This window comes from Streptomyces sp. NPDC053076 (assembly GCF_044546845.1).
GTDB lineage: Bacteria > Actinomycetota > Actinomycetes > Streptomycetales > Streptomycetaceae > Streptomyces.
Genome location: NZ_JBITZL010000001.1, coordinates 596,796 through 618,579 on the forward strand (window position 1 = coordinate 596,796; position 21,784 = coordinate 618,579).

Annotated in this window: 17 protein-coding genes; 10 read left to right on the top strand and 7 right to left on the bottom strand. The window is 70.9% G+C overall.

From position 1 onward, the window contains the following. Window positions 1-35 precede the first annotated feature (35 nt). Window positions 36-3,719: a hypothetical protein gene (locus ACIGYR_RS02570; RefSeq protein WP_399604215.1), complete on the top strand. Its 3,684-nt coding sequence runs from the start codon at window positions 36-38 to the stop codon at window positions 3,717-3,719. A 211-nt stretch (window positions 3,720-3,930) separates the two neighbouring features. Here ACIGYR_RS02570 and ACIGYR_RS02575 read toward each other — a convergent pair whose 3' ends face one another. From ACIGYR_RS02575 to ACIGYR_RS02585, 3 genes are all read right to left on the bottom strand, one after another. After that, window positions 3,931-4,413: a GNAT family N-acetyltransferase gene (locus tag ACIGYR_RS02575; RefSeq protein WP_399604212.1), complete on the bottom strand. Its 483-nt coding sequence runs from the start codon at window positions 4,411-4,413 to the stop codon at window positions 3,931-3,933. A gap of 185 nt (window positions 4,414-4,598) precedes the next feature. Beyond that, complete coding sequence (locus ACIGYR_RS02580; RefSeq protein ID WP_399604208.1) at window positions 4,599-5,978, bottom strand: (2,3-dihydroxybenzoyl)adenylate synthase; 1,380 nt, start codon at window positions 5,976-5,978, stop codon at window positions 4,599-4,601. Between the two features lie 369 nt (window positions 5,979-6,347). After that, window positions 6,348-7,745 (bottom strand): glycoside hydrolase family 16 protein, encoded by a 1,398-nt coding sequence (locus tag ACIGYR_RS02585; protein ID WP_399604205.1) that lies wholly within the window; start codon window positions 7,743-7,745, stop codon window positions 6,348-6,350. A gap of 389 nt (window positions 7,746-8,134) precedes the next feature. On the opposite strand from ACIGYR_RS02585, the gene ACIGYR_RS02590 reads away from it, so the two are divergent. After that, window positions 8,135-9,472: a 6-phospho-beta-glucosidase gene (locus tag ACIGYR_RS02590; RefSeq protein ID WP_399604202.1), complete on the top strand. Its 1,338-nt coding sequence runs from the start codon at window positions 8,135-8,137 to the stop codon at window positions 9,470-9,472. Window positions 9,473-9,662: 190 nt separating this feature from the next. Here ACIGYR_RS02590 and ACIGYR_RS02595 read toward each other — a convergent pair whose 3' ends face one another. Beyond that, window positions 9,663-10,784 (bottom strand): ATP-grasp domain-containing protein, encoded by a 1,122-nt coding sequence (locus tag ACIGYR_RS02595; protein WP_399604198.1) that lies wholly within the window; start codon window positions 10,782-10,784, stop codon window positions 9,663-9,665. A 561-nt stretch (window positions 10,785-11,345) separates the two neighbouring features. On the opposite strand from ACIGYR_RS02595, the gene ACIGYR_RS02600 reads away from it, so the two are divergent. After that, window positions 11,346-12,251 carry a metallophosphoesterase family protein gene (locus tag ACIGYR_RS02600; RefSeq protein ID WP_399604195.1) on the top strand — a complete coding sequence of 302 codons (906 nt, stop codon included), beginning with the start codon at window positions 11,346-11,348 and terminating at the stop codon, window positions 12,249-12,251. After that, window positions 12,199-12,900 (top strand): 4'-phosphopantetheinyl transferase, encoded by a 702-nt coding sequence (locus ACIGYR_RS02605; RefSeq protein ID WP_399604192.1) that lies wholly within the window; start codon window positions 12,199-12,201, stop codon window positions 12,898-12,900. The genes ACIGYR_RS02600 and ACIGYR_RS02605 overlap by 53 nt, the downstream gene beginning before the upstream one ends. 172 nt (window positions 12,901-13,072) lie before the next feature. Here ACIGYR_RS02605 and ACIGYR_RS02610 read toward each other — a convergent pair whose 3' ends face one another. The 3 genes from ACIGYR_RS02610 to ACIGYR_RS02620 form a co-directional block, all read right to left on the bottom strand. Next, on the bottom strand, window positions 13,073-13,300 hold the full coding sequence (locus ACIGYR_RS02610) for a hypothetical protein (protein WP_399604189.1): 228 nt from the start codon (window positions 13,298-13,300) through the stop codon (window positions 13,073-13,075). Between the two features lie 234 nt (window positions 13,301-13,534). After that, on the bottom strand, window positions 13,535-14,092 hold the full coding sequence (locus ACIGYR_RS02615) for a toxin-antitoxin system, toxin component (RefSeq protein ID WP_391841956.1): 558 nt from the start codon (window positions 14,090-14,092) through the stop codon (window positions 13,535-13,537). Between the two features lie 14 nt (window positions 14,093-14,106). Continuing rightward, a complete protein-coding gene (locus tag ACIGYR_RS02620; protein ID WP_391841958.1) occupies window positions 14,107-14,763 on the bottom strand; it encodes a helix-turn-helix domain-containing protein in 657 nt (218 codons plus the stop codon). Between the two features lie 242 nt (window positions 14,764-15,005). Between ACIGYR_RS02620 and ACIGYR_RS02625 the strand changes: the two genes are divergently transcribed. The 6 genes from ACIGYR_RS02625 (at window position 15,006) to ACIGYR_RS02650 (ending at window position 21,743) form a co-directional block, all read left to right on the top strand. Further along, on the top strand, window positions 15,006-15,677 hold the full coding sequence (locus ACIGYR_RS02625) for a hypothetical protein (RefSeq protein ID WP_391841960.1): 672 nt from the start codon (window positions 15,006-15,008) through the stop codon (window positions 15,675-15,677). A 116-nt stretch (window positions 15,678-15,793) separates the two neighbouring features. After that, window positions 15,794-16,792, top strand: coding sequence for a LacI family DNA-binding transcriptional regulator (locus ACIGYR_RS02630; protein ID WP_399604184.1), 999 nt, complete (start codon window positions 15,794-15,796; stop codon window positions 16,790-16,792). A 129-nt stretch (window positions 16,793-16,921) separates the two neighbouring features. Next, window positions 16,922-18,271, top strand: coding sequence for an ABC transporter substrate-binding protein (locus ACIGYR_RS02635; protein ID WP_399604181.1), 1,350 nt, complete (start codon window positions 16,922-16,924; stop codon window positions 18,269-18,271). A gap of 5 nt (window positions 18,272-18,276) precedes the next feature. Continuing rightward, window positions 18,277-19,227 (top strand): carbohydrate ABC transporter permease, encoded by a 951-nt coding sequence (locus ACIGYR_RS02640; protein WP_399604178.1) that lies wholly within the window; start codon window positions 18,277-18,279, stop codon window positions 19,225-19,227. Continuing rightward, complete coding sequence (locus ACIGYR_RS02645; RefSeq protein WP_399604176.1) at window positions 19,224-20,102, top strand: carbohydrate ABC transporter permease; 879 nt, start codon at window positions 19,224-19,226, stop codon at window positions 20,100-20,102. Before ACIGYR_RS02640 ends, ACIGYR_RS02645 begins: the two co-directional genes overlap by 4 nt. Window positions 20,103-20,135: 33 nt before the next feature. Beyond that, window positions 20,136-21,743, top strand: coding sequence for a glycoside hydrolase family 13 protein (locus ACIGYR_RS02650; protein ID WP_399604173.1), 1,608 nt, complete (start codon window positions 20,136-20,138; stop codon window positions 21,741-21,743). Window positions 21,744-21,784: the final 41 nt, after the last annotated feature.

The following is a 21,784-nucleotide window of genomic DNA, read 5'->3' on the forward strand; positions in this document are numbered from 1 at the left end:
GAGTGTGGGTATCAGGATCGCAGGGGGATGGTGCGATGACACGTCCGGTACAGCGGGACCCGCAATACGCCGAGCTGATGGCCGCACTGGCTGATTTCCACAGTGAGCACCTGGAAGGCAGGGTGGGACTGCGTGAACTGGCCAAGGCTGCCGGGGTGGGACGCCAGACCGTCTCGAATTGGTTAGGGCAAAGAACCATTCCCGCAGAGGCTGATCGGCTGCTCATGATGGTGCAGGTCATCGGGGAAGAGGCCAAGGACGCTGGGGTGGGCGACGGCGCGGAGGCTGCCGCGCTATTCGACAAGCGGGTGTGGCGACGCGCCCACACAGCGGAGGTGCAAAGGCATACCGAGGGAACGACGCAGGCTGGGCAGGCTGCCCGGGCCCGGAGGATCTTGGAACGGATGCTCCCGGGGACTTTGCTGAGTGAGGTGAACGAACCGCGCACCCTGGAGGTACACCAGGCCATCGAGTCGCCTGTTTCGGGCCTGCCGGGGCTTACGGCCTACGTCTCACGCGAGCACGACCGCCAGCTGGCGAAGGCGGTGACAGAGGCTGCCGCCGGCAAAAGCCGGATCGCGGTACTGGTGGGCGGATCCTCGACGGGTAAGACGCGAGCCTGCTGGGAAGCCCTGAACCTGCTACGTGAGCAGAGTGAACCCTGGCGGCTCTGGCATCCCATGACGCCGAAGGCTCTCTTGGCCGGAGGGGACGACATCGCCCCGCGCACCGTGATCTGGCTCAACGAGGCTCAGCGGTACCTGGAGCACAGTGAGGAGGCCGCCGCGGCCTTGCGGGATCTGCTGCGGGATCCGGGACGTGGGCCGGTCCTTGGGCTGGCCACACTCTGGCCCGATCACTGGGACACCCTGGTGACCCGGGCTGCGCCTGACCGGCACCCCCACGCTCGGGAACTCCTCGACGGGCACAAGATCCACGTGCCGGACGCATTCACCGAAACCGACCTGGCCGTTCTGGCCACCCATACTGAGCGTGACCCGCGCCTGGAGGAAGCTGCTGCGCAGGCCCGTGATGGTCACATCACCCAGTATCTCGCCGGCGTGCCGGCCCTGATGGATCGCTACGAGTCGGCCCCGCCCGCCACCAAGGCGCTCATCCATGCCGCCATGGATGCTCGCCGCCTCGGCGCCGGACCGCGCATCCCCCTGGCGTGGCTGGCTGATGCCGCCCCCGGCTACCTCACGGCAGACCAGTGGCGGGGAAGCAGCAAGGACTGGTTGGAACAAGCCTTCAGTTACGTCGAGAAACCTTGCAAAGGAATTCCCGGCATCCTCACGTTGGACAAGCCCGACGCCCCCCGCAATCAGCGCCGACGTTCAAAGCCGGCACGCTCCAGCGCCGAGGCGCCTGACAGGTCAGGACGGGAGAAGCTGTTCGTCCTCGCTGACTATCTGGAACAACATGGCCGACGTGACCGCGCGGACACGGTCCCCCCGATCGACTTCTGGACTGCAGCGGCCCACCATGCCTGCCACGCTGACCTGGCAGCCCTTGGTGACGCTGCGTCGAAACGCGGTCTGGCCATGGACGGCGCTCAGCTGTACAAGAAGGCAGCACGGCAGGGCAGCCTGGATGCTGCATGCTCCCTCCTCCGCATCCTTCACGACGTTGAGCCTGAGGATCTTCGTCCCATTCAGTGGATCAGCTCTCGGATTGCCCTCGACGACCCGGCCATGGTCCGCACACTTCTGGAGAGCCTGCAAAACGCCCAGGCGTATTCGCAGATGACCGCCTTGGCTGAACGGGTCGCCACCGAAGCCGTCCTCACGAACCCGGCCAGCCTGGCCGGGATCTTGGACGTCCTGCGGGAGGCCAAAGCGCACCCACAGATCGTTGCCTTGCTGGACCGCAACCCCGCTGCTGCGGTCGACCTCGACGACCCAGCCGGATTGGCAGGCCTACTGAGCAGCCTGTTCAGCATCCAGTACACCGCAGGGGGAGCAGACACCGGCCAGCAGATCACCGTCTTGGCTGAGCGGGCCGCCGACGAAGTCGTCCTCGATGATCCGACTGCAGTGGCCAAGCTCCTGAGCAGCCTGAGCCACAGGGAAACGCACGCGTACGCCAGGGATCTCGCTGCGCGAGCCGCCGCCGAGGCTACCCTCACCACACCGAGCGCCGTTGTCGAACTCATGAGCAGCATGAGGTGGTCCCAGGCGTACGCGCAGATCAAGGTCTTGGCTGAGCGCGCCATCGACCGGGTCGCCCTGGACGATCCGGCTGCGGCGGTCGAACTCATGGACACCTTGAGCTGGGAGCGAGCGTATCCGCAGAGCACGGCTCTGGGTGAGTGGGTCGCCGCGCGGGCACCTCTGGATGCCCCGGACACCGTGGCCAAGCTGCTGCACAACTTCCGCAAGGCCGGAGCCCACCCCCAGATGACCGCCCTGCTGGACCGCAACCCCGCCGGTCAGGTTTCCCTCAAAGACCCTGCGGCAGTGGCCCTACTACTGGAGCGTCTGCGGGAGGCCGAAGCGCACTCCCAGATCGCCACATTACTGGACCGGCTAAGCGCCGGTGACATCGACTTCAATGATGGCTGGGCTGTCGGCAGGCTGTTGGAAAGCCTGCAGGAGGCCGGAGCGCACCCGCAGATGGCTGCACTGGCTGAGCGGGCCGCCGCCGCAGTTCCCCTGCACAAGCCGTATATGGCAGCCAGCCTGCTGAGCGCCTTGACGCGAATCGGCGCCCGCCGGCAGTTCACCGCCGTGGCTCACAATGCCGTTGCCCAGGCCGCTCTCGACGACGCGGCCGCGGTGGACGGCCTGCTCAACACCTTGCGGTGGGCTGAAGCCCCCACGCAGGCCCAGGCCCTGATGGAGCGGGCCGCCGCCCGGTGTCCGGTCAACGACCCGCGCGTTGTGGGCAAGTTGTTGTGGGAGATGGCCTGGACGGGCCACGAACCTTCGTACTGGCTGATCACGGCCGTGCTGGATCGCGATCCGGCAAACCAGGTCGACCTCGAAGACCCAGGTGCTGTGGCCGAACTGCTGTCCGCCATGCGGCGCGTTGACGCGTTTCCGCAGATCACGGCACTGCTGGACCGCAACCCCGCGTCACACGTAGCCCTCGAGAATCCCGCAGCAGTGGCCAAGCTGCTCGACACCCTGTGGTACGTCAAAGCGTATGCGCAGGTCACCGCACTGCTGGACCGCGATCCCTCTGCCGAGGCCGACTGCGAGGACCCATATGCTGTGGCCAAACTGCTGGACAGCCTAGGCAAGACCGAGGCGCACCGGCAGATGGCTGACTTGGCCGAGCGGGCAGCCACCGCAGTCCCCCTGGACGACGCATGCGCTGTGTCCGTCCTGTTGGACAGCCTGCGCGAAGCAGAAGCGCACCCACAGATCATTGCGCTGCTGGACCGCGACCCCGCTTCCCAGGTCGCCCTCGACAATGCCTGGCATGTCGCCCGGCTTCTGCGCAGCCTGCGGCACGCCGAACCCCACCATCCGCAGAACATCGCCTTGGCCGAGCAAGTGGCCGCCCGGGTCACCGTCCAGAATCCATCAGCGGTGGCCGCCGTGCTGGACGCGCTGCGAGAGGCCCGAGCGAGCCCTCAATTGATCGCCTTGACCGAACGCCTTCCCGCGGCAGAAGCGTTCGATCTGTTCACCGAGCATCGCGAGGGATACAGGTTCGGGCGTGAACCCGATGGAAGCGCTGCCTCCCCTTGGAGTTGGGAGAACCTGGAATGACACGCGCGCTCATGATGCATCCGTTTCAGTGAGCAACGCACCTTGAGCAGCGAGTTCACACACGGCCAAGGCTGCTCGTTCCAGGGGGGCGCGCCCCGTGGCCGACGGCCCTGTGCGACCTGGCGGCCCGCAGGCCTCCGGATGAGTGAGCCCAGGGCACCGGACAGCGGTGCGTGGTTCGCGGCGGAGGAAACCACACATCCCTGCTTGGTCATCGACGCGGGCGGCTCACAACGAACCGCAGCTCCGGACGTTCCCACGTGACCTTCGGCGGCGTGGGGGCCACGACGCCGACCCGCTCGGCACCCATGCGGAGGTAGAACCGTTCCGCCGGCGGATTCGACACGACTCGCACATCAGTCAAATCCGCACTCTGCGCCTGGTCGAGCATGTGCTCCATCAAGAGCTTGCCCACCCCCGTCCCCTGCGCCTCGTCGGAGACGAACGCCAAGTCCAACTCGGCGGGATCCAGTATCAGGGAGTAGAAACCAACCAGCTGACCAGCGGTATCGACTGCGGCGAAGACCTGATGCCGCTCGATGTACGCAGCGGTCACCTGGTAGCCGGCGATGACGCTGGCGTACTGGCCGCGGTACGCCTGGGACTCCTGCACCAGAGCTGTGAGCCCCTCGGCATCCATCCCGGTGGCCCGCCTGATCCTTATGCACTCCATGGCATGCAGTATAGGGGTCATGCGGCCAGGAGCCCCTTACGTGGCCTACCGCCTTCCTCCTTCAAAACACGGCCTAGGCCGTTCTGCCGGGAACAGGGCACTGACGCACGCCGCCCACGACGTCACCGGGCGCCTTCTCGGCGGCGACCAGGACCGTGACTCGGTGACCGGCGCCCCGGCCCCTGTCGCACGAAGCCCCTCTCGGACTAGCTCGGCCCGGGGGCAGCCGTCCCCGGGGCGTCCTCGACGTGGCCGGTCACCACCAGGTCGCCGTTCGGGGTGCGCCGCGCGAGGGCACCGGTGCGGAAGTAGCCGTCGCCGGTGAAGGAGCGTGCGCTGTGGCCGGGCGCCCGGTAGTAGCCGCGCACGGTGTACGGACCGCGGGCGAGGAGTTCCCCGCTCTCCCCGTCGGGCACGTCCTTGCCGCCGGTGTCCACGACGCGGATCTCGTCGTCGGGCGAGAGCGGACGGCCCTGCGTGCTGAGCACCGCCTCGTCCGGATCGGCGGGCCGGGTGGCGATGAGCAGCCCCTCAGCCCTGCCGAAGACCTGCTGCAGACGACAGCCCAACGCGGGGCCCATCCGGTCGGCGGTCTCCCGGGGCAACGGGACGCCGCCGACCTGCACGAGACGCAGACTGCTCAAGTCGGCCCCGGCGGTGGGCAGTACGTCGAGCCAGAGCCGGGCGACGGCGGGCACGACCGACGTGATGGTGACCCGCTCCCGTTCGACGGCCGCGAGGCATGCGGCGGGTTCGGGGTCCTCGACCAGTACGACGGTGCCGCCGACGGAGAGGATGCCGACGATGCCGGGACAGCCGAAGGTGAAGTCGGACTCGGCGGGCAGCGCGGCGAGATACACGTCGTTCTCGGTGAGCGACACCGACTCGGCGGCGGCCCGCGCCTGGTAGACGTAGTCGTCGTGGGTGCGCGGTATGAGTTTCGGCGCCTCTGGGGCACCGCCGGAGGGCAGGAAGAACGCGACCTGGCCGGCGCTCTGCGCATGCGCCGCCTCGGGTGGGGAGTCCACGGAACCCAGCGGGAAGTAGTGGCAGCCCGAGGCATCGGTCGTGAGGCCGCCGTACGGTGACTCGGCGCCCGGCGCCTCGAAGGTGAACACCCGCCGCAGGAAAGGACCTTGGGTTGCGATGTCCGCCGCCATCGCCGTGTGGTCGAACCCCCGGTACGCCGAGGGACCGACATAGCCGACGGCCTCGGTGACCCGCACGACGTGGGACACCTCGAAGACGCGGTACGAGAGCGGACAGAGCACCGGGACCGCGCCGACGCGCATCAGCGCGAACACGGTGATGACGAACTCCGCGACGTTCGGCAGCTGGACGACGACCCGTTGCCCGGGCCGCAGACCGCGCAGCCGGAACCCCGCGGCCATGCGGTCCACCCGCCGGTTCAGGTTCGCGTACGTGAGGCGGGTGTCGCCGGCCACGAGCGCGGTCCGCGGCGCGTACGCCAGGGCCCAGCTGCGCAGCAGACTGTCCAGCGTGTCGCCGCGCCAGTGACCGGCCGCCCGGTAGCGGTCGACGAACTCCTCGGGCCAGGGCGTGCAGCCACCGAGCATGGATGCCATTCGCTTCCTTCTGTACGCGTCTCCGGACCGGAAGCCGGGCGGGTCGTGTGAGGGCCATCCAATCCACCGACCTCCCCCGTACACAATGTGCTGTCCCGACCAGGGACGCGCTGGTGTCTCGGTGAAAGGTCCAATACGCGCCGCCGACCAGGCAGAACGGGCCCGGCTCAAGCCGACTGGGCCGCGACGCGACGGCAAAGCGCCGTGACGCCCCGGCCCCGGCTCGGCCGGCCGGCGGTGAGGCGGGCCTGAAAGCCCCTACGGGTTACGGTCGGTGGCGTCGTCATGGCGGCGACGCCAGGGTTGACGTATGCGTGCAGGGCAGCTCCGTCTGCCCTCCCGCGTCGCCGCCGGATCGCCCGGGCCGGCTCAGTGCCCGAAGTCGAACCAGTTCACGTTCACGAAGTCGGCCGGCTGGCCGCTGGTGAACGTGAGGTAGACGTCGTGGGTGCCGGTCACCGCGCCGATGTTGGCGGGGACCGTCCGCCAGGACTGCCAGCCCCCGGTGTCACCGACCGCGAAGCTGCCGACGGGCGCGTTGCCGCGGTTGTCCAGCCGCACCTCCACCACTCCGCTGACCCCGCCCGCCGCACCGCTCGCGACCCGGGCGTAGAACTGCCTCGCCGCCGTGGACCCGAAGTTCACCCCCTTGTACAGCGCCCAGTCCCCGTTCGCGATGTACCCGATGTCCTGGCCGCCGCCCGTGTCCGTGGTGGTCTCGGCGCTGATCCCGGACTGGCTGTCGTAGGACTCGGCCTGGATGGCGCTGTAGGCGTCCCGGTTGCCGGACGGTGGGGGAGTGGTGCCGCCACCACCGGAGGACTGCAGGACCTGCACGTAGTCCACGACCATCGGGTGGCCCGGCTCGGTCCCGCTGTCCGGGCCGCCGCCGAACGCGGCCGGGAAACCGCCGCCCATCGCGACGTTGAGGATGAGGAAATACCCGTGGTTCGTCGCGTTCGCCCACGTCGTCGCGTCGACCTGGTTGGCCCTCACCGTGTGGAAGTTGACGCCGTCGAGGTAGAAGCGGATCTCCTCGGGACCGGTCGAGCGGTCCCACTCCATCGCGTACGTGTGGAAGCCGGCCTGGCAGGTGGCGCCGGTGCACGAGGTGGAGTTGCCGATGCCGGAGGTCTCGTTGCACGGGCCGCCCGGGTTGGTGCCGCAGTGCATCGTGGCCCAGTCGGTGTTCAGACCCTGGACGTTCTCCATGACGTCCAGCTCGCCGATGCCCGGCCAGTTCCAGTAGTTGCCGCGGAACGGGGCGCCGAGCATCCAGAACGCGGGCCAGTAGCCCTTCGCGGCGGCGCCGGTGACGTTCGGCATCTGGATCCGGGCCTGCACCCGCAGCTTCCCGCCGGCCGGGGGCTGGAAGTCGGTGCGCCTGGTCTCGATCCGGCCCGAGGTCCAGTTGCCGGACGCGTCGCGGCGCGGGGTGATGAGCAGGTTGCCGTTCCCGTCCAGCGCGACGTTGGCGGTGCTCGACGTCATCGTCTCCACCTCGCCGGTGCCCCAGTTGGCGGCTCCGCCGGGGTACGAGGTCCCGGTGTCGTACTGCCAGTCGGTCGCGTCGACGCCGGAGCCGGCCGCGCCGTCGAAGTCGTCCGCGAAGACCTGTGTCCAGCCCGAGGGGGGTGCGGGCGCGGCGGCGCCGGCGGGCGTGCCGGCGGCCGTGGCGACGGCCGCGGCCAGGCCGAGCGTGGCCGCGACGGCGACGAACGCGCGCCGCAGCGGGCGGGGTCTGGATGTGCCGGAGGATGCGCTCATGGGGAGCCTCTCGGTACGGGGAGGTGTGCGGGGGTTCGTGAGAGCGCTCCCACCGCCCGGTGAGAGCGCTCTCAAGTGCCGCCAATGTGCTCTCCGCGCGTGTGGTCGTCAAGGCTTGTAACAAGGAAAGTCCCTACCGGGCAGGTGAGTTCACCGGGTGAAGCCGCTGTGCCCCCGCCCGGGCCCCGGCCCGGCGCACCGCGCGTCCCGCGGGACGGGCACGGACCCCGGCCGGTTCCCCGTCCCGCACGCACCGCACGATCCCCTGGCAACGGGACTCCTGGATGAAGCCGCACCGAAGACCCGGCGTGGACTCGACGGCCGCCCGGTGGTCCGCGAGCGCGGCGCCGGTCTGCTAGAAGGGTGCAGGAGGGAAGGAAGGTGCCGGTGTGAGGCTGACGATTCTGGGCGGTGGCGGATTCCGGGTGCCGCTGGTGTACGGCGCGCTGCTGACGGACCGCGCCGAGGGGCGGGTCACCGAGGTCGTGCTGCACGATCTGGACGACCGCCGGCTGCGTGCGGTCTCCCGGGTGCTGGCCGAACAGGCCGCCGGCGTCCCCGACGCACCGGAGGTGTCCGCCACCACCGACCTGGACGCGGCCCTGCGCGGCGCCGACTTCGTCTTCTCCGCCATCCGCGTCGGCGGACTGGAAGGCCGGGCGAACGACGAGCGGGTCGCCCTCGCTGAAGGCGTACTCGGCCAGGAGACCGTCGGCGCGGGCGGGATCGCCTACGGTCTGCGCACGGTCCCCGTGGCGGACGACATCGCCCGGCGGGTGGCCCGTCTCGCCCCGGACGCCTGGGTCATCAACTTCACCAACCCGGCCGGCCTGGTCACCGAGGCCATGTCCCGCCACCTCGGCGACCGCGTCATCGGCATCTGCGACTCGCCGGTCGGCCTCGGGCGCCGTATCGCCCGCGTCCTCGGCGCCGACCCGAAGGCGGCCTTCGTCGACTACGTCGGCCTCAACCACCTCGGCTGGGTGCGCGCCCTGCGCGTGGCGGGACGCGACGAACTGCCGCGCCTGCTGGGCGATCCGGTGCTGCTCGGCTCCTTCGAGGAGGGCCGGCTGTTCGGCGCCGACTGGCTGCGGTCGCTCGGCGCGATCCCCAACGAGTACCTGCACTACTACTACTTCAACCGGGAGACCGTCCGCGCCTACCAGGAGGCCGAGCGGACCCGCGGCGCCTTCCTGCGCGACCAGCAGGCCCGGTTCTACGAGCAGGCCGGCGATCCCGACGTCCGCGCCCTGCAAGCCTGGGACCGCGCCCGCGCGGAACGCGAGGCCACCTACATGGCCGAGAACCGGGAGAGCGCCGGCGCCGGCGAACGCGAGGCCGACGACCTGTCCGGCGGGTACGAGAAGGTGGCCCTGGCCCTGATGCGGGCCATCGCCCGCGACGAACGCACCACCCTGATCCTCAACGTCCGCAACCGCTCCACCCTGACCGCCCTCGACGCCGACGCGGTCATCGAGGTGCCGTGCCTGGTCGACGCGAGCGGTGCCCACCCGCTCGCCGCCGATCCGCTGCCCGGCCATGCCACCGGCCTGGTGTGTGCGGTCAAGGCCGTGGAGCGCGAGGTGCTCGCCGCCGCCGAGTCCGGCTCCCGGGCGACCGCCGTGACGGCCTTCGCGCTGCACCCGCTGGTCGACTCGGTCACCGTGGCCCGCAGACTGGTCGAGGGCTACACCGAGGTCCACCCGGGCCTGGCCTACCTGAGGTGACAACGGAGGGCCGCCGCGCCGAACGGCCCGCCGCCGTGACCGGCCGTGACCGAGGTGAACCCTCAGTGCGTGGGGGCGACGAGCGGCGAGGGAGCCCGCCCCCGGAACGCGCCTTCACCGACGGCCCGGATTCACCGACGGCCCGGATTCACCCACGGCCCGGATTCACCCACGGCCCGGACCGGCACGCCTAGAGCGGCAGCACCTCGGCCGCGGTGACCGCCTGCGCGGGCGCGGGCACCGCCGGCAGCAGAACCCCGGCCGACTCCACCCGCTGCCGCGGAAGCACCGCGGGCGCCAGCGGGCGCGGTCCGGACACCACCGTGTAGTCCTGGCCCAGGAAGGGTGGCTCGATCATCCCCGGGTCCTCGCCCAGCGCCAGTTGCACGGCTGCCCAGGGCACGTTCACCCCGCAGAGCGACAGCTGATGCAGACCTCCGGCGGGCCTCGTGTTGACGTCCAGCAGCACCGGACGGTCACCGAGCATCCGGAACTGGATGTTGGACAGATGGTGCAGTCCGAAGCCCTCCGCGATCAGCCGGGCCGGTGCCAGCCACCGCTCGTCCAGGGTGAAGCCCCGGCGGCGGCCGTTCTTGGTGCGGCCCACCGCGAGCCGCACCCGGTTGTCCGGCCCGGTCAGGCAGTCGACGGAGACCTCGGGCTGCTCCAGACGCGGCATCACCAGCCAGTCCACGGGCTCCTCGGCCCGCCGCAGCGCTTCGACGACCAGGTCGAGCTGGACGTGCGGGCCCGGGAAGCCGGTCAGGTGCAGCAGCGAGAAGGGGGCCCGGGTGATCATCCGGAAGCCCACTCCGCCCGCGCCGGCGGCCGGCTTGAAACAGGCCCGGTGCCCGGCTGCCTCCAACTCGTCGACGGCACTGATCAGTTCGTCCGCCGTGCGGACCCGCCACCACGGCGGTACCGGGACGCCCACCGAGCGCACTGCCTCGTACGCGGTCGCCTTGTCCTCGAACACGGCGATCGCCTGGGGCGTCGGCGCCAGCAGCGCCGTCCCGGCCGCCGCGAACTCGGCCCGGTGCGCCACGACCGCGGCCTGGTGCAGCCGGGGCACGAACACGTCGATGCCCCGCCGGACGCACTGGTCGAGGGCGTACTCGGCGTACGCCGCCGGGGACAGGCCCTCCGGCTCCAGCTCGGCGGTGTCGGCGGCGGCCAGCACGGGAGAGTCGGGGTCAGCATGCGTGGCATGGATCTCCACCGCGCGGTCGCCGGGATTTCTCCGCAGCTGATCCATGAAGAACACGTTCTCCGCGTACGTGCGGTTGAGCCAGACGCGTACGCGAGAGAGCATGCAGGCCGCCTTTCGGGGGGTGTGCGGGCAGGGCGAAGCGGCCCGTGCCCGGGCAGGAGGGAGGAAGGGTCACCAAACGGCCCTGGGAAAAGGGGAGTAGGGGCGCCGGTGTCGGGGCGATCATACGGCTATCGGAACCCGCCTCGTGCAACGCGAGTGTTACGGATTTCCGGACACCGGGCGGCACCGGCCGGGGACCGGCCCCTCGGGTCGTGGACGGGGAGCCCGGCTCCATGTGGCTGTCCGGGTGTGCCCGCCGTTGATCTCGGTGCGCTGGAACCGTCGTGATCCGGCCATCCTCGGGCCGTGAGACCGGCTCTTCCCGCACCGGCGACGACCTGGAGCACCGCTGCCCGGGCCCCTTCGGCGCTTCTCCGGCCGGTGCGCGCGGCGGCGCGCGGGTACCGGCACGGCAGGGCTGAGCCGGCATCGCCTCCGCGGGGCGGCGGGGGCCACGGCCCCGCTGCCGCCGGAAGCTGACACTCGGCCAGACGGCTCTTGTCCCGGGCCCGCCGGATGTGTTCTTGTGGTGGCATCGGATGATCGGAAGGGGTGTGCGCAGTGGAGTCGACGGCCGGGGCCGGACAGCTGCTGGCCATCAGCGATCTGCACATCAGCTACCCGGAGAACCGCGCCCTGGTCGAGGGCATGCGTCCGGAGAGCGACGACGACTGGCTGATCGTGGCCGGTGACGTCGCGGAGACCGTCGCCGACGTCCGCTGGGCCCTCGGCACGCTCGCGAGCCGCTTCCGCAAGGTGCTGTGGGCACCCGGCAACCACGAGCTGTGGACGCATCCGAGCGACCCGGTCACCCTGCGCGGAGTCGCCCGCTACGAGCACCTGGTCGAGGTGTGCCGGCAGCTGGGCGTCGTCACCCCCGAGGACCCCTACCCCATCTGGCGCGGCGCCGGCGGCCCGGTCGTCGTCGCCCCCCTGTTCCTCCTGTACGACTACTCGTTCCTGCCGCCCGACTGCGCGACCAAGGCGGAGGGCCTGGCCTACGCGGAGCGCACGGGCATCGTCTGCAACGACGAGTTCCTGCTGCACCCCGACCCCTATCCGACCCGTGAGGCATGGTGCCGGGCGCGGGTCGCGGAGACCGAGCGCAGGCTCGCCGAGCTGCCCGAGGACCTCCCGACCGTGCTGGCCGGCCACTACCCGCTGGACCGGCACCCCACCGAGATCCTGTGGCACCCCGAGTTCGCCATGTGGTGCGGTACCGGGCTGACCGCAGACTGGCACCGCCGGTTCCGGGTCGCCACCATGGTCTACGGCCATCTGCACATCCCCCGTACCACCTTGCACGACGGAGTCCGCTTCATGGAGGTCTCCGTGGGATACCCGCGCGAGTGGCGCAAGCGCCCGGATGCCCCCGGAAGGCTGCGCCGCATCCTGCCGATGGAGGTCGAAGCAGGTGATCGAGGAGCTGTTCCCGGAGTCGGTCGTGGCCGTGGAGGCGCACAGTGACGACCCGTTGTGGGACGCCCCGCTCTTTCCGGCGGAGGAAGCGCTCGTCGAGCGCGCGGTGACCAAGCGACGCCGGGAGTTCGCCGCCGTCCGCGGCTGTGCCCGCAGCGCCATGGAGAAGCTCGGCGTGCCCCCGCAGGCCGTGGTCAGCGGCGAGCGGGGCGCCCCGCAGTGGCCGGCCGGGCTGGTCGGCAGCATGACCCACTGCGCGGACTACTGCGCCGCCGCGCTGGTCCGCGCCGCCGACCTCGCCTCCCTCGGCGTCGACGCCGAGCCGCACGGCCCGCTCCCGGAGGGCGTCGGCCTCTCCGTCTTCCTGCCCGCCGAGTCCGCGCGGCTCGACCGGCTGGCCGCACGGTGGCCCGCCGTGCACTGGGACCGGCTCCTGTTCAGCGCCAAGGAGTCCGTCTACAAGGCGTGGTTCCCGCTCACCCGCAAGTGGCTGGACTTCTCCGAGGCCGACATCACCCTGCTCCCGGACACCGACCGCGCCTCACGCGGCACCCTGCGCGCCGAACTCCTCGTCCCCGGCCCCGTGGTCGGCGGCCGGCCGCTCCAGGTCTTCGAGGGGCGGTGGGCCGTGAGCGACGAAGTGGTGGCCACATCCGTCGTCATACCGCACACCTCCGCCGCCGCCCCGAGTCCCTGACGGTCCGGCCCATCGCCGCGCGAGGTGCCTGACGGCCCGTCGCCGCCCCGCGTCACGGCGGCCCGCCGCCGCGGGACGTGCCTGACGGCCCCCTACGGCCCGGCGCCGTCGTGGTCCCGTGCGGACGACGGCGGCGGCGCGCACCCGGCCGCGCCTTCGGCGGAGCGGGCGTTCAGGCGGGCGGGCACCAGTGGCGCAGCAGCCGGAAGAACTCCTCCTCGTTGCCGGCGAGTCCCGCCCGGGCCAGCGCCCGTTCCGCCTCGGCGAGCACGCAGGGCGGGACGACGGCGGGCCGGCCGTCGTCCGGTGGGCCGTCGAAAGCGGCCCGCACCGTGTGCAGCAGCCGCAGGTACGCCTGTACGGCGGTGCGCTCACGGTCGGTCAGTACGGCGGTGGGCATCGGTCGGCTCTCCCCGAGTAGGCGTCACGGTCACGCGCCCTGCGGCGCCGTGCACCGCGTCGCACGGCGCACACCCCCAGCTTGCCGCCCACCACTGACAACGCCGTCCGGCTCGGCCCCGGTTCGCCCGCTTGGCCGAGACACCGGCGCGTCCGAAGCCCCTGGTCCGGCCGGGTCAGATAGGGGGAACAGGCCCCGCTGCGCCGGCGGCGCCGTGCCGGCCGGCGGGCCGGTTCAGCCCTGCGGGCCCGGGTATCCCAGGGACGCCTCGATACGGCCGGCCACGCCGTCCCGCTGCACCGCCACCCGCCGCGAGGAACAGGCGAGCCTGGTTCGGCACTTGCTGGCCAGAAGCAGCCCGAACGCCTCGGCGTCCCGCTCCTCGGCGAGGCCGAAGCCGGTACGCGCCGCGACCCGCTGCACCGTCGCCCGCAGCGCCGCCTCGTCGGTGACGTCGGGCAGCAGCCGGGTGGCGGCGCCGACTCCGTTCATGTGGAGCCCGCAGTGGTCGGCGTGCATGTGCCACAGTTCGTGACCGAGAATCACCAACTGGTGGTCCGGGGTGGTCCGTTCCTCCACCACGACGATGTCCCGGTCGGTCAGGTCCAGCCACAGCCCGCTGGCCGTGCCGGGCGGGAAGGCGGCCGTACGCAAGTGCACCGGCCGGCCACGCCGCCGGCTCATCGCCTCGCACAGCGCCCGGCACAGCTCGTCCGGCGGCGCGGGCACAGGCAGGGTCAGGCCGCCCACCAGCGCGTTGCACAGCCGGCGCATGTCCCTGCCGATGCCCACGGTCCTCCGCAAGCTCACGACTCGGGCCGCTTGACGCTCTCCAGGAGCATGTCGAGCCACTCCGCGACCTTGTCCCGGTGCTGGTCGGTGGGCAACTGCGCGGCCCGCCAGGCGATCCCGCGCACTCCGTGGTCCTGGAGCAGCCGCTCCAGCGGATCCTCCGCGGTCTCCACGGCGGCCCGCTCCCGGTCCGCGAGCTTTTGCAGCAACTCCTGCTCGGTGCGCTGCAACGCGCCCGCCAGCGCCTCGGGGTCCTCCGCGGTGAGGAAGCCGGCGTGCACCCGGAAGAAGCGCTGAAGGGCGTCGCAGTGCTCCATGGTCGGCCGCCGGTCGCCGTTGATGAGGGCACCGGCCTGCTGCCGGGACATGCCCGCGCCGTCGGCGATCTCCTGCTGGGTGTAGCGGCGCCCGCCCGGCTTCAGCCGGGTACGGCGCAGCAGGTCCAGGCGCTGCAGGAAGCGGGCCTGGACGTCCGGCTCGCCGGCGGGCCGACCGCTGAGCAGGGCCCTGACCACCGGCTCCGGCACACCGCAGGCGATGGAGAGCCGCCCGACGTCGAAGACCTCGGCATGCGGGACGCCGATGCGGTCGGCGAGCGCGGTGACGCGGGCGACGACGGCCGGCAGCTGGGCGGTCGCCGAGGCGCCCGGATCCTCGTAGCCATCCGTCACCGACAGAACTCCTACGTCTAGAGAGGGGCTTCAGATGCGTCCGTGCTTCTCACGAGCGATCGCCGTGAACTCCCGGGAGAGTAGCCGGTGTCTCGAACCCACATCCAGGTGTCGCCACAACTGTGGCGAATTCCAGCCGTCAACCGGCACGAAATGCCACGATAGTTGACATGACTCTTGCCGGGGCAGCAGGATCGCATCGCCGCGTGAAAGGCCGCATAGGCAAGAGGGGTGACCTCCCGATGGCACATCAGGCAGGAGGGCAGCGGCCGGCACCGCGGCCCGTCCCCGACACTTGCGAGACCCAGGCGTACCTCCAGGACTACGGAGCGCTGCTGGAGTACCTGTCCTGCCCGTCCCTGGTCGTCGACCGCCAGTGGAACGTGGTCATGGCGAACCGCGCGTTCGAGACGTTCTTCTGCCAGGTGCGGCCCCATCCGACGGCCATGCCGGGGGAGAACTTCCTGCGGTTCGTGCTGTTCCACCCCGACGCGGGGGAGGTCCTCGGTGAGCACGAGCCCGGCTGGTGCCTGCCGATGCTGGCCCAGCTCCGGTCCGCGCTGGAGTCCTACGGGCACGACCAGGAACTCCAGGCGGTCCGCCGGGACATCGCCCAGGACCCGATCATGGAGGCCGCCTACCGGCAGGGCCTGCCGCACTGGATCCGGGTCGTGGGCGAGGCGGCGACCCGCCTCGACGGTGCCGTGCGCCTCCTGCACCACCCGGACCCGCGTCGCGGGCGCATCGAGTGCCGCATCGTCGAGGATGCGCCGCGGCCGCTGCGGGAGCTGGGCTACCGGCACCTGACGATGGTGCTGCGCGATCCCCGCCGGCCCGCCGCGGCGGTGCGCCGTCCGCGCCGGTCGCGGGGCGTGGCCTCGCATCTGACGGTCGTCCCGGCGCCCGAGAGCTGACCCGGCGCCGTCGGCGTTCAGGTCGCCGACGGCGCCGGGGGCCCTGCGCCGCCCTCCTCCGCCGGAGCCACACACTTACGCAAGCAGTTTGCATTGATTGCGCTACGCTTGCGGCCATGACGCGACGACTTGCGGAAGTGGCGAAGAAGGTCGGGGTCAGCGAGGCCACGGTCAGCCGGGTGCTCAACGGCAAGCCGGGTGTCTCCGATGCCACCCGGCAGGCGGTCCTGACCGCTCTCGACGTCCTCGGCTACGAGCGCCCCACCCAGCTGCGCGGCGAACGCGCCCGGCTCGTCGGCCTCGTCCTCCCCGAGCTGCAGAACCCCATCTTCCCGGCGTTCGCCGAGGTCATCGGCGGCGCCCTGGCCCAGCTGGGACTGACCCCGGTGCTGTGCACCCAGACCAAGGGCGGGGTGTCGGAGGCGGACTACGTCGAGCTGCTGCTCCACCAACAGGTCTCCGGTGTCGTCTTCGCCGGCGGTCTGTACGCCCAGACCGACGCGCCGCACGACCACTACCGGCTGCTCGCCGAGCGCAACATCCCGGTCGTGCTGGTCAACGCGGCCATCGAACACCTCGGCTTCCCGGGCGTGTCCTGCGACGACGCCGTCGCCGTCGAACAGGCGTGGCGGCACCTGGCCTCCCTCGGCCACGAGCGCATCGGCCTGGTCCTCGGCCCCGGCGACCACGTGCCCTCGGCCCGCAAGCTGGTCGCCGCCCGGGCCGTCGCCGGTGACCTGCCGGAGGAGTTCGTCGCGCGGGCCATGTTCTCCATCGAGGGCGGTCACGCCGCCGCCTCCCGGCTCATCGACCGGGGTGTCACGGGCATCATCTGCGCCTCCGACCCACTGGCGCTCGGCGCGATCCGGGCGGCCCGCCGCAAGGGGTGCGACGTCCCGGGCCGGATCTCCGTCGTCGGCTACGACGACTCGGCGTTCATGAACTGCACCGAACCCCCGCTGACCACCGTCCGGCAGCCGATCGAGGCCATGGGCCGCGCGGCCGTGGAGCTGCTGAACGCGCAGATCGGCGGCACCGCCGTACCCGCCGAGGAGCTGCTGTTCGAGCCGGAACTGGTGGTGCGCGGCTCCACCGCGCAAGCCCCGCGCGACTGAACCCCCCGGGATACAGCTGGCTGTCAAATAATTACAGACTCTGCGCGACATCTTGCGGTCCGATGTCGGCGGTGCTTGAGTGTGCGACGCCCACCGCTCCTGCCCATGAGTGCCATGAGGGGTCCACCGATGAGACACACCGGGTTCCGCCGTACCGTCGTCGCGATAGGCGTCTGTTCCTCCCTCGCCCTCGCCGCCACCGCCTGCGGGTCCGGTGACGACGGGGCGAGCGGCAAGACGCGTATCACCGTCAACTGCGAGCCGCCCAAGAGCGCCAAGGTGGACCGCAGGTTCTTCGAGGAGGACATCGCCTCCTTCGAGCGGCAGAACCCGGACATCGACGTCGTCGCGCACGACGCCTTCCCCTGCCAGGACCCCAAGACCTTCGACGCCAAGCTCGCCGGTGGCCAGATGGAGGACGTGTTCTACACGTACTTCACGGACGCCAGGCACGTGGTCGACGTCAGCCAGGCCGCCGACCTGACGCCGTACCTCAAGGAACTGAAGAGCTACGACACCATCCAGAAGCAGCTGCGGGACATCTACACCGTGGACGGCAAGGTCTACGGCGTCCCGCGCACCGGATACTCCATGGGGCTGATCTACCACCGCGGCCTCTTCGAGAAGGCCGGCCTGGACCCCGACAAGCCCCCGGCGACCTGGGACGAGGTCCGGGCCGCCGCCAAGAAGATCGCCGCCCTCGGCGACGGCACGGTCGGATACGCCGACTACAGCGCGCAGAACCAGGGCGGCTGGCACTTCACCGCCGAGCTGTACTCCCAGGGCGGCGACGTCGTCAGCGCCGACGGCAAGAAGGCCACCGTCGACACCCCCGAGGGTCACGCCGTCCTGCAGAACCTGCACGACATGCGGTGGACCGACGACGCGATGGGCAGCAAACAGCTCCTCGTCATCAACGACGTGCAGCAGCTGATGGGTTCGGGCAAGCTCGGCATGTACCTCTCCGCCCCCGACAACATCCCGATCCTGGTCAAGGAGAAGGGCGGCAACTACAAGGACCTCGCCCTGGCTCCCATGCCGGGCGGCAAGGGCACCCTCATCGGCGGCGACGGCTACATGTTCAACAAGCACGACACACCGGCCCAGATCCGCGCCGGGCTGAAGTGGCTCGACCACATGTTCCTGACCCCGGGCAAGGGCTTCCTCGGCGACTACGCCCGCGCCAAGAAGAACGACGCCCCCGTCGGCCTGCCCGAGCCGCGCCTGTTCACCGGCGCCGCCGACGCCAAGGACCAGCAGGTCAAGAAGGCCAACGCCAACGTCCCGGTGGCCAACTACCAGGCGTTCCTCGACGGCAACCAGCGGCTTCAGCTGAAGATCGAGCCGCCGAACGCACAGCAGATCTACTCGGTCCTCGACTCCGTCGTCTCCGCGGTCCTGACCAAGAAGGACGCCGACATCGACCAGCTGCTGCAGGACGCGTCCGGAAAGATCGACAGCATTCTGGCCCGGAGCTGACCACGATGACGAAGACGGCCGAGCGGCGGCCCGTGACGAAGGCCGCCGCCCATCCGGTCCCTGCCCCGCCCCCACGGGACTTCAGGCGGCGCCGCCTGATCGACCAGGCCCGCGCCTACGGCTTCCTCCTCGGCGGCCTGCTCTGCTTCGCGCTGTTCTCCTGGTACCCGGCGATCCGCGCGGTCGTCATCGCCTTCCAGAAGTACACGCCGGGCTCGGACCCGCAGTGGGTCGGCACCGCCAACTTCACCCGGGTCCTGCACGATCCCGAGTTCACCGCCGCCTGGCGCAACACGCTCACCTTCACCCTGCTCGCGCTGCTCATCGGCTTCGCGATCCCCTTCCTGCTCGCCCTCGTCCTGAACGAGCTGCGGCACGCCAAGGCGTTCTTCCGGGTGGTGGTCTACCTGCCGGTGATGATCCCGCCGGTGGTCAGCGCCCTGCTGTGGAAGTGGTTCTACGACCCGGGGGCCGGCCTCGCCAACGAGGCGCTGCGCTTCCTGCACCTGCCCACGTCCAACTGGTCCAACGGCACCGACACCGCCCTGGTCTCCCTGGTGATCGTCGCCACCTGGGCCAACATGGGCGGCGCCGTCCTCATCTACCTCGCCGCGCTCCAGTCCATCCCCGGCGAGCTGTACGAGGCGGCCGAACTGGACGGCGCCAACCTGCTCCAGCGCGTCCGGCACGTCACGGTCCCGCAGACCCGGTTCGTGATCCTGATGCTGATGCTCCTCCAGATCATCGCCACCATGCAGGTGTTCACCGAACCGTTCGTCATCACCGGCGGCGGCCCGGAGAACGCCACCGTCACCGTTCTCTACCTCATCTACAAGTACGCGTTCCTCTACAACGACTTCGGGGGCGCCTGCGCCCTCAGCGTGATGCTCCTGCTCCTGCTCGGCGTCTTCTCCGCCGTCTACCTGCGGCTCACCCGCTCCGAGGGGGACGCATGAGCGGCACCCGCACCCTGATCTCCCCGGCCACCCTCGCCCGTCCGCGCGGCAAGGCCGTCTACTGGACGGTGTTCGCGGCCGTCGTCGTCCTCTTCGCGCTCGCCTTCCTCTTCCCGGTGTACTGGATGGTGACGGGCGCGCTCAAGTCCCCGGACGAAGTGGCCCGGACGCCGCCGACGGTGATACCGAAGCACTGGAGTCCGGGCGGCTACACCGACGCCTGGGACCTGATGGAGCTGCCGCGGCACCTGATGAACACGGTCGTCCAGGCGGCCGGCGCCTGGGCCTTCCAGCTGGTCTTCTGCACGGCAGCGGCCTACGCCCTGTCCAAGCTGAAGCCCGCCTTCGGCAAGGTGATCCTGGGCGGCATCCTGGCCACCCTCATGGTCCCGGCACAGGCGCTGGTCGTACCCAAGTACCTGACCGTCGCCGACCTGCCGCTGATCCACACCAGCCTGCTCAACGACCCCCTCGCCATCTGGCTGCCGGCGGTCGCCAACGCCTTCAACCTCTACCTGCTCAAACGGTTCTTCGACCAGCTGCCGCGCGATGTGCTGGAGGCCGCCGAGATCGACGGCGCCGGCAAGCTGCGGATCCTGTGGTCCGTCGTCCTGCCCATGTCCCGGCCGGTGCTCGGCGTGGTGTCGATCTTCGCGCTGGTCGCGGTCTGGCAGGACTTCCTGTGGCCGCTGATGGTCTTCTCCGACACCGACGAACAGCCGATCAGCGTGGCCCTGGTCCAGCTCTCGCAGAACATCCAGCTCACCGTGCTCATCGCCGCGATGGTGATCGCCAGCATCCCGATGGTGGCGCTGTTCCTCGTCTTCCAGCGGCACATCATCGCCGGAATCACCGCGGGCAGCACCAAGGGCTGACGCCGACGCCCCGTCTACAGAAAGGCAAGCTCCGTGGGACAGCCCACCCCTGCCCGGAAAGACGCCGATTGGTGGCGCTCCGCCGTCATCTACCAGGTGTACGTCCGCAGTTTCGCGGACGGTGACGGCGACGGCACCGGCGACCTCGCGGGCGTCCGCGCCAAGCTGCCGTATCTGGCCGAACTCGGCGTGGACGCCCTGTGGTTCACCCCCTGGTACCTGTCCCCGCTGAAGGACGGTGGCTACGACGTCGCCGACTACCGGGCCATCGACCCCGCCTTCGGCACCCTCGCGGAGGCGGAGAAACTCATCGCCGAGGCTCGTGAGCTGGGCATCCGCACCATCGTCGACATCGTGCCCAACCACGTCTCCGACCAGCACTCCTGGTTCCGGGCCGCACTCGCCGCCGGTCCGGGCAGCCCCGAGCGCGAGCTGTTCCACTTCCGGCCCGGACGCGGCCCGAACGGCGAACTCCCGCCGAACGACTGGCCGTCGCAGTTCGCCGGCTCCACCGAACCGGTGTGGACCCGGCTGCCCGACGGCGACTGGTACCTCCACCTGTTCACCCCCGAACAGCCCGACCTCAACTGGGCCCACCCGGCGGTCCGCCAGGAGCACGAGGACATCCTGCGCTTCTGGTTCGAGCGGGGTGTCGCCGGCGTCCGCATCGACTCGGCGGCCCTGCTCGTCAAGGACCCAGACCTGACCGACCTCGCCGCGCGCCCGGAGCCGCACCCGTTCGTCGACCGCGACGAACTCCACGACATCTACCGCGCCTGGCGACGCGTGGCCGACGAGTACGACGGAGTCTTCGTCGGCGAGGTCTGGCTCCCCGACGCCGAGCGCTTCGCCCGCTACCTGCGCCCCGACGAACTCCACACCGCCTTCAACTTCTCCTTCCTGACCTGCCCCTGGGACGCCGGCCGGCTGCGCGCCTCGATCGACACCACCCTCGCCGAGCACGCCCCCGTCGGCGCCCCGGCCACCTGGGTGCTGTGCAACCACGACGTCACCCGCACGGTCACCCGGTACGGCCGTGAGGACACCGCCTTCGACTTCGCCACCAAGACCTTCGGCACCCCGACGGACCTGGCGCTGGGCACCCGCAGGGCGCGGGCCGCCGCCCTGCTGTCGCTGGCCCTGCCCGGCGCGGTGTACCTCTACCAGGGGGAGGAGCTGGGCCTGCCGGAGGCCGACATCCCGGTCGACCGCATCCAGGACCCGATGTACTTCCGCTCGCAGGGGGCCGACCCCGGCCGCGACGGCTGCCGGGTCCCGCTGCCGTGGACCGCCGGTGTGCCGTACGCGGGATTCGGCGCGCGGGAGGAGCCGTGGCTGCCGCAGCCGGCCGACTGGCCCTCGTACGCCGTCGACCGGCAGCAGCAGGACCCCCACTCCATGCTCACCCTCTACCGCGAGGCCCTCGTCCGCCGCCCGGAGTTCGGGGACGGCCCGCTGACCTGGCTGCCCGCCCCCGACGGGGTACTCGCCTTCTCCCGCGCGGGCGGAGCGCTCTGCGTGGTCAACCTCTCGGCCGCCCCCGCCGACCTGCCCGCACACTCCCGGCTCCTGCTCAGCAGCGGCCCGCTGGACGACGCGGGCCGGCTGCCGCGGGACACCGCGGCCTGGCTGCGCGCCTGAGCCGCGCCCGCACGCACCTTGCTGTCCCACGCACCCCACCA

Excerpts from the sequence above, each read along its gene's own strand:
- ACIGYR_RS02570 (WP_399604215.1), top strand. The coding sequence starts at position 36 with ATGACACGTCCGGTACAGCGGGACCCGCAATACGCCGAGCTGATGGCC.
- ACIGYR_RS02575 (WP_399604212.1), bottom strand. The coding sequence starts at position 4,413 with ATGACCCCTATACTGCATGCCATGGAGTGCATAAGGATCAGGCGGGCC.
- ACIGYR_RS02580 (WP_399604208.1), bottom strand. The coding sequence starts at position 5,978 with ATGGCATCCATGCTCGGTGGCTGCACGCCCTGGCCCGAGGAGTTCGTC.
- ACIGYR_RS02585 (WP_399604205.1), bottom strand. The coding sequence starts at position 7,745 with ATGAGCGCATCCTCCGGCACATCCAGACCCCGCCCGCTGCGGCGCGCG.
- ACIGYR_RS02595 (WP_399604198.1), bottom strand. The coding sequence starts at position 10,784 with ATGCTCTCTCGCGTACGCGTCTGGCTCAACCGCACGTACGCGGAGAAC.
- ACIGYR_RS02610 (WP_399604189.1), bottom strand. The coding sequence starts at position 13,300 with ATGCCCACCGCCGTACTGACCGACCGTGAGCGCACCGCCGTACAGGCG.
- ACIGYR_RS02625 (WP_391841960.1), top strand. The coding sequence starts at position 15,006 with ATGGCACATCAGGCAGGAGGGCAGCGGCCGGCACCGCGGCCCGTCCCC.
- ACIGYR_RS02630 (WP_399604184.1), top strand. The coding sequence starts at position 15,794 with ATGACGCGACGACTTGCGGAAGTGGCGAAGAAGGTCGGGGTCAGCGAG.
- ACIGYR_RS02635 (WP_399604181.1), top strand. The coding sequence starts at position 16,922 with ATGAGACACACCGGGTTCCGCCGTACCGTCGTCGCGATAGGCGTCTGT.
- ACIGYR_RS02640 (WP_399604178.1), top strand. The coding sequence starts at position 18,277 with ATGACGAAGACGGCCGAGCGGCGGCCCGTGACGAAGGCCGCCGCCCAT.
- ACIGYR_RS02645 (WP_399604176.1), top strand. The coding sequence starts at position 19,224 with ATGAGCGGCACCCGCACCCTGATCTCCCCGGCCACCCTCGCCCGTCCG.